This window comes from Enterobacter sp. CFEC122, assembly GCF_052983755.1.
This window is the reverse complement of record NZ_JBRIQR010000040.1, coordinates 1-12,116: the sequence shown is the minus strand read 5'-3', so window position 1 is coordinate 12,116 and position 12,116 is coordinate 1. Positions and strand designations below refer to the sequence as shown.

9 protein-coding genes are annotated in these 12,116 nt (G+C 57.2%); 3 read left to right on the top strand and 6 right to left on the bottom strand.

Annotation, left to right across the window (positions count from 1 at the left end; translation table 11 throughout):
- The first annotated feature begins 2 nt into the window (after positions 1-2).
- Both ACVCAM_RS21405 and ACVCAM_RS21400 read left to right on the top strand, forming a co-directional pair.
- On the top strand, positions 3-1,139 hold the full coding sequence (locus tag ACVCAM_RS21405; RefSeq protein WP_248225619.1) for a lactonase family protein: 1,137 nt from the start codon (positions 3-5) through the stop codon (positions 1,137-1,139).
- 19 nt (positions 1,140-1,158) lie between these two features.
- Positions 1,159-3,069 carry a BglG family transcription antiterminator gene (locus tag ACVCAM_RS21400; protein ID WP_407223009.1) on the top strand — a complete coding sequence of 637 codons (1,911 nt, stop codon included), beginning with the start codon at positions 1,159-1,161 and terminating at the stop codon, positions 3,067-3,069.
- Between the two features lie 32 nt (positions 3,070-3,101).
- On the opposite strand, the gene nrdG is transcribed toward ACVCAM_RS21400, so the two are convergent.
- The 5 genes from nrdG to ACVCAM_RS21375 all read right to left on the bottom strand — a co-directional run bounded on the left by nrdG (position 3,102) and on the right by ACVCAM_RS21375 (position 10,765).
- Positions 3,102-3,566 (bottom strand): anaerobic ribonucleoside-triphosphate reductase-activating protein, encoded by a 465-nt coding sequence (gene nrdG, locus ACVCAM_RS21395; RefSeq protein WP_008501398.1) that lies wholly within the window; start codon positions 3,564-3,566, stop codon positions 3,102-3,104.
- A 105-nt stretch (positions 3,567-3,671) separates the two neighbouring features.
- The gene (gene nrdD, locus ACVCAM_RS21390) at positions 3,672-5,810 is read right to left on the bottom strand and encodes an anaerobic ribonucleoside-triphosphate reductase (protein ID WP_023293422.1); all 2,139 of its coding nucleotides are present in this window, start codon (positions 5,808-5,810) and stop codon (positions 3,672-3,674) included.
- A 369-nt stretch (positions 5,811-6,179) separates the two neighbouring features.
- A complete protein-coding gene (locus ACVCAM_RS21385; RefSeq protein WP_023293421.1) occupies positions 6,180-6,752 on the bottom strand; it encodes a fructose PTS transporter subunit IIA in 573 nt (190 codons plus the stop codon).
- A 1-nt stretch (position 6,753) separates the two neighbouring features.
- Entirely contained in the window at positions 6,754-9,351 is a 2,598-nt protein-coding gene (locus ACVCAM_RS21380) for a glycoside hydrolase family 38 N-terminal domain-containing protein (RefSeq protein ID WP_407223012.1), read from the bottom strand.
- A gap of 10 nt (positions 9,352-9,361) precedes the next feature.
- Positions 9,362-10,765 (bottom strand): PTS fructose transporter subunit IIC, encoded by a 1,404-nt coding sequence (locus ACVCAM_RS21375; protein ID WP_025911989.1) that lies wholly within the window; start codon positions 10,763-10,765, stop codon positions 9,362-9,364.
- A gap of 179 nt (positions 10,766-10,944) precedes the next feature.
- On the opposite strand from ACVCAM_RS21375, the gene ACVCAM_RS21370 reads away from it, so the two are divergent.
- Entirely contained in the window at positions 10,945-11,604 is a 660-nt protein-coding gene (locus ACVCAM_RS21370; RefSeq protein WP_023293418.1) for a MurR/RpiR family transcriptional regulator, read from the top strand.
- Between the two features lie 8 nt (positions 11,605-11,612).
- On the opposite strand, the gene ACVCAM_RS21365 is transcribed toward ACVCAM_RS21370, so the two are convergent.
- Positions 11,613-12,116, bottom strand: a 504-nt coding sequence (locus ACVCAM_RS21365) for an oligogalacturonate-specific porin KdgM family protein (RefSeq protein ID WP_447093662.1), incomplete at its 5' end; no start/stop codon positions are given.

The window sequence follows — 12,116 nt, the reverse complement described above, 5'->3', positions numbered from 1 at the left end:
CCATGCACACCCGTACCTTGCTTGTCGCTTCACTATCAATGTTCGCCACCGCCGCTGTCGCCCAGACGCAATATGCCTGGGTGGGTACCTATAATCCAAACGGTGAAGGGCTGTACCGTTTTACTGTTAACCCGCAAACCGGCGCGCTGAACGATAAAACGCGGGTAAGCAAACTGCCCAATGCGGCGCAGCTGACCCTTTCACAGGACGGCAAAACGCTGTATCTGGCAAGCGAAGTGGAGCAGGGCGTGGTGCAGGCGCTGCGCGTCGGCGATAACGGTGAGCTGAGCGAGCTCAATCAGGTGGCCTCCGGCGGTGCGGGGCCGGTTTACCTGTCGCTGACGCCGAACGGTCGCCATCTTCTGGTGGCGAACTACGTCAGCGGATCTATCGCGGTGCTGCCCGTTAACGCAGACGGCAGCCTGGGTGACGCCACGGACACACATCAGGATCAAGGCGAACCGGGCGCGGCGAAGCCGGCAGCTGCCGTCGAGGGCAGTTTCGCGATCAGCGATCATAACGGCCCCCATGCGCATATGATCGCCGCCGATCCGAGCGGGAAATACGTTTTTTCCACCGATCTGGGGCTGGATCGCATCTACCAATACCGCTTTGACGATCGGACAGGAAAGCTGACGCCGAACGATCCGCCGTTTATCAGCGCCTCCTCGAAAGGCGCCGGGCCGCGCCACTTTGTCTTTACGCCGAAGGGCGATGCCCTGTGGCTGATTAACGAAGAGGCGTCTACGCTCACCCGGTATACCGTGAATACCAACGGCACCCTGAAAGAGGGTAAAACGGTTTCTGCCCTGCCGGAAGGTTACAAAGGCACCAGCTTTGCTGCCGGGCTCGCATTAAGCGCCGACGGTAAGCAGCTGTATGTGGCTAACCGTTTGCATAACAGCATCGGGCACTTTACCGTAACGGCGGAGGGCACGCTGACGCATCAGGACGATGTGTGGACGCGCGGTGACTACCCGCGCACCCTGACGCTCGATAAGCAGGGGCGCTGGCTGTACGTCATGAACCAGCGCAGCGACAACATTACCCGCTTCCGCGTGGCGCAGGACGGGAAATTGAGCTTTGAGCCAGACTATACCCCGGTCGGCAGCCCATCCCAGATGGTCATTTCACCTTAAGCCGTAAGAGGACAACGACGTGCGATTTCCGAACCAACGTTTGGCGCAACTTTTCGACCTGTTGCAAAACGAGACGCTGCCGCAGGACGAGCTGGCGCAGCGGCTGTCGGTCTCCACGCGAACCGTCCGTGCGGACATCACCGCCCTGAACGCGCTGCTGGCCAGCCACGGCGCGCAGTTCATCCTGAGCCGGGGCAACGGCTACCAGCTCAAAATTGAGGATGCCGAGCGCTATCAGCAGCTTCAGGCATCCCACCCACGCGCGCTGCGTATCCCGCGGACCGGGCCGGAGCGCGTGCATTATCTGGTGGTGCGTTTTCTGACCTCGGCGTTTTCTCTTAAGCTGGAGGATCTGGCGGACGAATGGTTCGTCAGCCGCGCCACGCTGCAAAGCGATATGGCGGAGGTGCGCGAGTGGTTTCATCGCTACAACCTGACGCTGGAAACCCGTCCGCGCCACGGCATGAAGCTGTTTGGCAGCGAAATGTCGACCCGCGCCTGCCTGACCGATCTGCTCTGGGAGCTGGCGCAGCAGGACAGCCTGAACCCGCTGGTGACCGACGTGGCGCTGAATGCGGGCGTGGCGGAGCAGATGGTGCCGGTGCTGCACGACGCCTTGACCCGTCACCACATTCGCCTGACCGATGAAGGCGAGCTGTTCCTGCGCCTGTACTGCGCGGTATCGGTACGTCGCATCAGCGAAGGTTACCCGCTGCCGGAATTCCATGCCGAAGACGTGGAAGAGAACGTGCGCGAGGCGGCGAAGGATATCGCGGTGACCATCCAGCAGCTGGCGGGCAAGGCGCTTTCGCCGTCGGAGGAGAGCTGGCTGTGCGTGCACATTGCGGCGCGGCAGATTCAGGAGATCGCGCCCAGCGCCATTAACGCTGACGACGACGAGGCGCTGGTCAACTACATCCTGCGGTATATCAACACTCACTATAACTACAACCTGCTCAGCGACGCGCAGCTGCATGCGGACCTGCTCACGCACATCAAAACCATGATCACCCGCGTGCGGTATCAAATCATGATCCCCAATCCGCTGCTGGATAACATCAAGCAGCACTACCCGATGGCGTGGGACATGACGCTGGCCGCGGTGTCGAGCTGGGGCAAATACACGCCGTATGCGATCAGCGAAAACGAGATTGGCTTCCTGGTGCTGCATATTGGCGTCGGGCTTGAGCGCCACTACAACATCGGCTACCAGCGTCAGCCGCGCGTGCTGCTGGTATGCGACGCCGGTAATGCCATGGTCCGCATGATTGAGGCGGTACTGCAGCGTAAATACCCGCAGATTGAGGTGACGCGCACGCTCACCCTGCGCGAGTACGAGCTGGCAGAAACCATTAGCGAAGACTTTGTGATCGCGACCGCCCGCGTCAGCGAAAAGTCGAAACCGGTGGTGATGATCGCCCCGTTCCCGACCGACTACCAGTTAGAGCAGATTGGCAAGCTGGTGCTGGTGGACCGCACCCGCCCGTGGATGCTGGATAAATACTTCGACGCGGCCCATTTCCGCATTATCGGCAAGCCTATCGATCAGCAGACGCTCTTCCGCGAGCTGTGTGAACAGCTTGAGGCCGAAGGCTTTGTCGGCGCGGAGTTTCTGGATTCGGTTGTTGAGCGTGAAGCTATTGTCAGCACCATGCTCGGCGACGGCATCGCGCTGCCGCACTCCCTCGGCCTGCTGGCGCAGAAAACGGTGGTCTACACCGTGCTCGCCCCGCACGGCGTGCAGTGGGGCGACGAAACCGCGCACGTTATCTTCCTGCTCGCCATCAGCAAAAGCGAGTACGAAGAGGCGATGGCGATTTACGATATTTTCGTCACTTTCCTGCGCGAGCGGGCGATGTCACGGCTCTGTAGCTGCGAGGATTTCGCCGGGTTTAAGGCGGTGGCGATGGAGAGTTTGAGTCGTTTTTGAGATAAGGGCGGATGGATAATATCCGCCTTTGATCAACGCAGATGATGTACAACCTGGTTGCTGCTGCCGCGCCAGATGAGCGCCGGGTCTTTTAAATCCTGCATGAACTTGCCGTCGACCAGCACGTTAATCAGATCCACGACTTCCATCTGCTGCGCATTCAGTTCATCCAGCTTGTAGCCCGTCCAGACCCAGATATCTTTTCCCGGACATTCTGCGCGAATGCGCTCCACCAGCTTCAACATATCCGGCACGTTTTGCGGGTGCAGGGGATCGCCGCCGGAGAGCGAGATCCCCTGGCGTTTGATGCGCGTGTCGTTCAGGTCGTTGATGATTTTATCTTCCATCTCCGCGGTGAACGGCATGCCGGAATTGAGTCGCCAGGTGCTTTTGTTGTAGCAGCCGGGGCATTCGTGGACGCAGCCTGAAACAAACAGGGTGCAGCGGGTGCCGGGGCCGTTGACGATGTCGACAGGGTAGTACTGGTGATAGTTCATTGTGAATAACCACGCCGGGTGGCGCTGCGCTTACCCGGCCTACAAAAGAGAGCGGTCCGTAGGCCCGGTAAGCGCAGCGCCACCGGGCATTAACGTGGCAGCGGATTAACCGATCTGCCCATTTCCCAGATGCTTCACGCGGCGCTTCACCTCTTCCTGCTTGCCGGCGTTAAACGGACGGGCGTCCGGGCTGCCGAGATAGCCGCATACGCGACGGGTCACGGAGACGCGAGCCGCATCGTGGTTGCCGCATTTCGGGCAGGTGAAGCCTTTACTGGTACATTCAAACTCACCGGTGAAGCCGCACTCGTAACACTCATCAATTGGCGTGTTGGTCCCGTAATACGGCACGTGCTGGTAGCTATAGTCCCACACGTCCTCCAGCGCCTTCAGGTTGTGCTGAATGTTCGGGTACTCGCCGTAGCAGATGAAGCCGCCGCTGGCGATCGGCGGATAGGCCGCTTCGAAGTCGATCTTGTCGTACGGGTTTACCTTTTTCTCGACGTCGAGGTGGAAGCTGTTGGTGTAGTATCCTTTATCGGTCACGCCTTCCACAATCCCGAACTCGGCGGTGTCCAGGCGGCAGAAGCGGTCGCACAGGTTCTCGCTTGGGGTGCTGTACAGGCTGAAACCGTAGCCGGTTTCCTCTTTCCACTGGTCTACCGCGTCGCGCAGGCGCTGAACGATGGCGATGCCTTTCTCACGCAGGGCTTCGCTGTCGTACATGTGCGTGTCGCCAAACAGGGCGTTGATGGTTTCGTGAATGCCGATATAGCCCAGCGAAATCGACGCGCGGCCGTTTTTGAAGATCTCGGATACGTCATCGTCCGCCTTCAGGCGCACGCCGCAGGCCCCTTCCATATAGAGGATCGGCGCCACGCGGGCTTTGACCCCTTCGAGGCGCGCAATGCGGGTCATCAGCGCCTTACGCGCCAGCTGCAGGCGCTCATCCAGCAGTTTCCAGAATTCAGCTTCATTACCTTTTGCCTCCAGCGCGATGCGCGGCAGGTTGAGGCTGATCACGCCCAGGTTGTTACGCCCGTCGTGGATCTGCTCGCCGTTTTCATCCTCGTACACGCCGAGGAAGCTACGGCAGCCCATTGGCGTTTTAAACGAACCGGTGACTTTGACGACCTGATCGTAGTTCAGGATGTCCGGGTACATGCGCTTGCTCGCGCACTCCAGCGCCAGCTGTTTGATGTCGTAGTTCGGATCGCCAAACTTGTGGTTCAGGCCGTCGCGAATCGCGAACACCAGTTTCGGGAACACGGCGGTTTTACGGTTTTTGCCGAGGCCGGAAATACGGTTGCGCAGGATCGACTGCTGGATCAGGCGTGATTCCCAGCTGGTGCCCAGCCCAAAGCCGAAGGTTACAAACGGCGTCTGGCCGTTGGCGGTGTGCAGCGTGTTCACCTCATATTCCAGCGACTGGAAGGCGTCGTAGCACTCTTTCTCGGTACGGGAATGCGCATAGCCGTCCGCGTCCGGAATCTGCCACTCTTCGGCGGTTTTCCGGTGCTTGTTGAAGCTCGCCGTCACGAACGGGGCCAGCACTTCGTCAATGCGGTTAATGGTGGTGCCGCCGTAAATATGGCTGGCGACCTGGGCGATAATCTGCGCCGTGACCGCGGTAGCCGTGGAGATCGACTTAGGCGGTTCAATCTCCGCGTTACCCATTTTAAAGCCGTGGGTCAGCATGCCTTTCAGATCGATCAGCATGCAGTTGAACATCGGGAAGAATGGCGAATAGTCGAGATCGTGGTAGTGGATCTCGCCGCGCTCGTGCGCCGAGACCACGTCGCGCGGCAGCAGATGCTGACGGGCATAGTGTTTGGCAACGATACCGGCCAGCAGGTCGCGCTGGGTGGGGATCACTTTACTGTCTTTATTGGCGTTTTCATTGAGCAGGGCGGAGTTGGTCTGCTCCACCAGGCCACGGATCTCCTGGTTCAGACGGCCGCGCTTCTCGCGCTGCACGTCGCGATCGTGGCGGTACTCAATATAGGCGCGCGCCAGCTGCTTGTAGGGCCCTGCCATGAGCTGGTTCTCAACCGCGGTCTGGATCTCGTTGATATCAACCTGGCTGCGTTCAGTCATCTGGCTGCTAACGACTTCTGCGACGGTGGCGCAGTAATCTGCGTCATCGACTCCCGCTGCTTTAGCTGCACGCAGAATGGCTTCCTGGATGCGCTCTGATTTAAACGGCACTTTACAGCCATCACGTTTCATCACATGCGGTGTCATGATCACTCCATTTTTAAAAACAGGTTATCCACAGAGGTGGAGAAGTATTCACCGGACGCATTTCCCGCCAGGCCAAAGACTTCCCGCGTTCCCAGCTCGTGTTATCCACAATTCCGGCCAGCGTAAGCGCCGTCTTGTTGTTGGAATAGTAGACGATAAATACAAGATGTTGGGTCGGCGTGCATTTTAAGTGCTACATATAGTGATTTGCATCAAACATGTTTGCGATTTATTTGATGCAGAACAAAGTAAAAAGACGAGAGTACAAACGACGGGCGCTTCAGCGATTGTAAAGGCGGGCGAGAAAAATCTGATTGATTATTCAACAAAAACAAGCGCTCAGCACGGTGTGTGCTAAGCGCTGTTCATTTAACTCCCCCCGCAGATCCAGCTCAGTCCCGCCTGCAAAAAGGCTGCGGTTGCGATACTGCCCAGCACCGCCGGGATGAGAAAGGAGCGTTCTGGAGCATCGTCCTGTTTTTGTGGTTCTTCAGCACTCAGCGCGGACATCGCCTCTTCCCGGGTGCGCGCCGCCAGCAGTCGCTCACGCACCCGATCTTCCGTCAATAAACAGGTCAGCGTCGTCAGCAGCTGCATATGGGTACTCCCTGCTTCCGCAGGCGGAATGGCGAGCAGGAAAACCATTCTCACCTCTTCATCACCGTCCAGCCCCGGCCAGCGTATCGGGTCATCGAAGAGGGCCAGACAAAAAGCCGCCTGCTGCACCGCCTCGGTTTTACCGTGCGGGACGGCGAGCGCTTCACCCAGCGCGGTAGGACCTTCACTTTCGCGTTGTAACACGCTCTGGATGAACGTTTCTTCATCACTGATGATTTTTTGCCTGGCGAGCGGTTCGGCGAGCCAGCGTATTAGCGCTTCAGGCGAACGGTGCGGCGGGTTGATAAAAACCAGATCGGGATGCGTCAATGCAAGCAGGTTCATATTAAGCCTCCATTAAAAAATCGCAGGTCGTGAAAGGGGGAATAGCCGTTACCGGCTGCACCGGCTCTTCCAGATAGTTGATCTGACGAAACCCCTCCAGGCTTGCCGGGACGGGAACGGGCTCCTTGCCGGCGTTAAACACGCGAACGACCGTACCCTGCGACTGCTGCGCATGGGGCAAGGCAGAGAGGATGAGCGGCTCCGGCAGGTACAATAATGAGAATTCTGCCGGAAGCCTGCGGTCGGGCAGACGCAACGAAAAGCGCTCAAGACGGTGATCGAGCGTGTGCAGCGTTTGCCGTTGATAGGTGAAGGGCTGTCCCGCTGTCTGATTTTCCAGCTGGCGAAGCGTGAGATGATCGGCGCTATCGGCCAGCGCGACGGTGAAGGAGAAGCGCAACGGTTTCAGCAACTGGGCATCGGGGGTCTCGACCACCGTATTATTGATGCCGGATGCCCGGCCCGGTCGCCAGTCGAGATCGCTGCGTCCCAGCACGCCCGTTGATTTAAACAGCGTCAGGGCAACCGTAGCCGGTGCGTCGCCGATTATCTGAAACTCCTTCATGCCGCGGCTATTCACCACCAGCGCTTTGCCCGCTTGTGCGACAGCGATGATTCCCTCGCTGGTTTCGATATCCACGGGCATTTCGCGATAGTGTTCCTGCCACTCTTCAGCGTGACACCCCGTTTCGCGCTCGATTATCGCGAAGGGCTGCGAGGCGATTGCGTGGCGGGTGTGAATATCGCTGTTAATCAGCAAACGTAGCCGGTGATCGCAGTGGCTGTTTTCCAGCGAGCTGTCCACATACAGGTTCGGATCGTGATCGCGTAATTCACACGCCAGACGAAGGGATAACGGCGTTCGGGCATTTTCTTGACGGTCTGCGAGATCCGGCGGAAGAAGCAGGGTGGCTTCCACGATCAGCTTTTCGACAAGCGGCGTTTTCAGGCAGTCGACGAGCGTGAACTGGTCGCACCGCGTCGGCGTGTCGCCCGCAAGCGGTGAGAAATCGTAGCTGTCGCCCGCATCCGCGCAGTCTTCGAGAGTAAAGAAAGAGGGAATGCATCTGCCGCTGCGTTTGTCGTGCAGGGTGAGCGTTCCGGCGTCCAGCGTTAATCGATAATGCGCATTCTCTATCTCGCTGCCCTTTGTCTGTTCCTGCTGCTGGAAAGGCGCCGGGTCATCGTTAACGTTAACGCTGAGATAGCCGACCGGCGGCAGAACCGGTGTCTTCACAGCAACGTGCCAGCGATAATAGGGAGGAAGGGGCGTTTCACATTCGCCTTCAGCGCTAAGGGAGATCGCCGTTCCGCCGGGCAGAATGTCTCTTTTCAGGACGTCGAAAGAGATGGGCTGCCCCTGATATGTCAGGGCGATATTATCAGCACGGCTATACAGGGTGGTTATCACTACGCGCTGCGTTGGGGTGCCCAGCGGGTTGAAAATCAGCAGGTCATTTTCCTGAGCGCAGGCGGCGGCCAGGGTTTTTACCACCAGGTTCCACAGGCTGTGGCACAGCTGTTCGGTTTGCTCCAGCCGATGCAGTATGTCGCGGTTGGTGGTATCGCTATTACAGCCGCCGATAGAGTCGTGGGCATGGCTTCGCAACAGCTTCTTCCAGAGCGTATCGACCACAGAGAGGTTGACCGCAATCCCCTGATGGCGAGCCATAGCGATTGTCGGCTCCAACTGCCGCAGGATGAACTGCTCCACCTCATCATTTTTCTTTTTGATGTCGTAGCGCACGGAGCCGATCGTTTTATGGATGCGGGTGTAGCGCGGCGATTTCAGCTCCCCTTCCCAGCCTTCAAACTGTTCACGCTGCGCGCGCAGAATGTCGACGTAGCGCTCCAGCGAACTGATAACGTATCGATCCCCATCGGGAGAGCGTGCGCTGGCGACCTGCAGAATTTTCGGCAGCGCCGGGTCGATGCAGACCTGATCGCCGCCGCAGGGCAGGAGCAGGTCGTTTATCCCGGCCCGTAAACGCAGAAGATTGACCATCGGGAAGATTTTACCCTGCAGATGGCTCGCGTCTGAACGCATGTTTTTAGCTGCGCCATAACCGAATGCCATCGCGCAGGCGATAACGGTCGCCCCAGACGGCGCGCGCCAGAGGAACTGGCTGCTTTTCGCTTGTATGTCGTGATCGATACCGCGCCAGAAGACGATATTGTCGATATTGCAGCCCTGCAAAATGGTGGGCATCTGAGCATTGTGGCCAAAGGTGTCCGGAAGGTACCCGACCTGCATAGCATGCCCCAGCGCACGGGCGGCGAAAATGCCGTACTTGAGATTGCGAATAATGGATTCGCCATGCACGTTGTAGGTGTCCGTCTGGGTATACCATGGCCCCACAAAGATTCTTTTCTCTTTGACGAGGGTTTCCAGCCTGGCGCGATAATCGGGATTGATGGCGAGAAAGTCCTCCACTACCGCCATCTGTCCGTCAAGGTGATAACAGCTGTAAGCGGGGTCCCGCTCCAGCGTGTCGATGACATCCGCAAAGTTATAGGATGCCAGCACCATGCTGTCCTGACGGGTGAAATACCACTCCTGATCCCAGTGCGTATGGGCAATGACGTGGATCTGATTCATGACGTTCCCCTTACCTGGCGTTCTTTGGGCTGACATAGAGCACGCCCAGGGCGCAAATCAGTGCGCCAATAAAGACGCTCGCCAGGTAGCCCACCACATTGGTTGCCAGCGGCCAGCCCCAGATGGCAGGCAGAGGCAGCGTCTGCTTCACGCCAAGTGCAATGGCGATTAGCGCGCCGGCAACGGCACCGGTCATGAACACCGGGATCAGACGTGGGTTTTTCAGGATGAACGGGATCGCGCCTTCGGAAATCCCAATCACGCCCAGCAGCAACGAGGTACTCCCGACGGTTTTCTCTTCCCGGCTGAAGACATCCGGTAGTCCAAAGCGGCCGTTGAGAAACGCCGCAAAGCCGACGCCAATAGAGGGGATCACGATGGAGAGTTCGCGGGCGGTGAGATCAAACGTTTCGCTCATGCCATTCAGGCCGAGCGCGACCGAGCCTGCCGCCTTGTTGACCGGACCGCCCAGGTCGAACGCGGTGCCCGCGGCGATCATCGCGGAATAGAATCCGCGCCCGGTGTCACCTGCCGAGGTAAAAAAGACCACCATCAGCTGGTTAAGCGAGCCAAAAATCGGGTTGATCAGGTATTCCATGACCATCACCAGCGTAATGCCGGTGATCAGCGGGACGATCAGCATGGTCTTAATGGTGGTGAGCTGCTGGCGGACGTGAATGGAATCATTCAGCCAGCGCACCAGATAGCCTACAAAGAAGCCGATGCCAATCGCGCCAAAGAAGCCGGACGGCATAAAGCCTTCGATATCGAAGAAGCGCTTGTAGACCTCGTCTGACATGATGCCGCCGATAAGCCCGGGGATCAGCGCCGGTTTACCCGCAACGGAAAATGCCAGATACATGGCGAAAACAGGATACATGAACTTAATGGTCATAAAGCCCACTTTATCCAGCACGCTGAACGGCGAGTGGTCGATGTTAATAAACTGGCCGGTGATTTTGGCCGTTGCCATCATCAGCCCGCCCATGACCACCACTGGCAGCATATAGCTGATGGCCGCCATGATATGGCCGATAAAAGTCTGGTAAGCCGAACGCGGAAGATCGTCTTCGTCTTCGACGGTAGTGGAGGTGACGTTTTTTTCCATGGCCAGCGCCTGACGTAGATAGCGATCGGTATGCTTAATCAGCTCTTGCGTGCGGGTCTGAAGGTGGGGAACGTTTTCAAAGCGCTCGGCATCCTGAATGGGAACGTCGGTTGCCAGTATAATGGCTGTGGCGGAGGCGATATCCTGTTTCGTTAAGCGGTTTTTAACGCCGTCGCTGCCCTGCGTTTCGACCTTTACCTCGATATTGTGCTCTTTAGCCCATGTAGTAATTTTATTCGCCGCCATAAAGGTGTGCGCAATGCCTGTCGGGCAGGCCGTCACCGCGACAACTTTTTGTTTCGTCATTGTCATAATTCCCTGGATGTGAAAACAGGGAAAGTATAAAGAGAACCTAAACCGGTTTTTAATGTTTGCTAATACTAATTACGTATCGTGATACGCGTAAATGCAATGTGTGAAGCGTCTTCCAGAGACTATTTTCCCGTTGTGTTAGTATCATGCCGGGATTAAACAGGGCGTAATTTATGAATTCATTCCAGGGAAGTGAACGTTTGATATTTGAATACATTCAGCATCACGCATGTAATATTTCTAATATATCGGCAAAAGAGATTGCCCGTGATACCTTTACGACGACAACTTCCGTTAATCGTGTGTGTAAAAAAATGGGCTATAAAAGTTATACCGAGCTTCGGTATCGTTTTTTGCGCGATCATTTTACACCCGCACCCGTAGAGCCTGACGTAGGGCCGCAGGCGGACGATATTGTGGCGGAGGTGTCCGGGTTGCTTACCCATTCCAGCCATATCTATCTGTACGCACGGGGAGCCTCGCTCACCAGCCTCAATTACCTGTCGCGCTTTTTATCGCTGGCGAGCCTGCCGCACCTTATTTTGAATGATATGCACCAGCTGACACGGGTATCGAAGGGGACGCTGGTGCTGATCAGTAAATCTGGGGAGACGCAGTCGCTGATTGAAATGGCGCGTAACGCGTTGCGCAAAGGGTTAAAGATTATTGCGATTACCCGCGAGGGATCGACACTGGCGGCGATCTCATCGCTATGCTGGCCGTTACCGATCGACATTAACGCGGTATCGCTGTATCAGCGGGAAGGGCAACTTGAACTGTTAAGCGCCGTGGACCGTATCGGCTGCAGGCTGCTGCAGCACGATACGGTGTAGTCAGACCGTCAGAGTTGCTTCACTATCCCCAGACGTACGGCATAATCATTTTCATGACTGCCATCGGCAGTGATGTAGGTTTTATCCAGTGAAACCAGCTCGACGTAAGGCGTCCAGCCATCGTCGAGCTTGTAGTTGAACGCAACGGTATGCTCCCAGTAGGTGTCATCCCCGGTTCCCTGATCGACATCATCCTGCCAGCGGAAGCGCGGGTTGTAGGACATACCGAATTTGCCAATGTTATACGCGAACCAAATGTCGAACTGGTGTGACTGGCGGCGGGTGTAGCCGCTGCCGTCTACTTCTTTGTCGCTGTGTGCGTCATTGACGGTGTTATATCGGTAACGGGCGGAGAGGTTCAGACCGTTATCGAACGCTTTCCAGCCCTGAATGAAGGGGCGGTAATGGGTATTGCTGGCGGTGAAAACCGTCACCATGCCAGGCGCAACGGCGAAGCCATTACCCAGATCGAAGCGCCAGCGCGTTTCAATCTCCTGTGCTGCTTCCGTTAA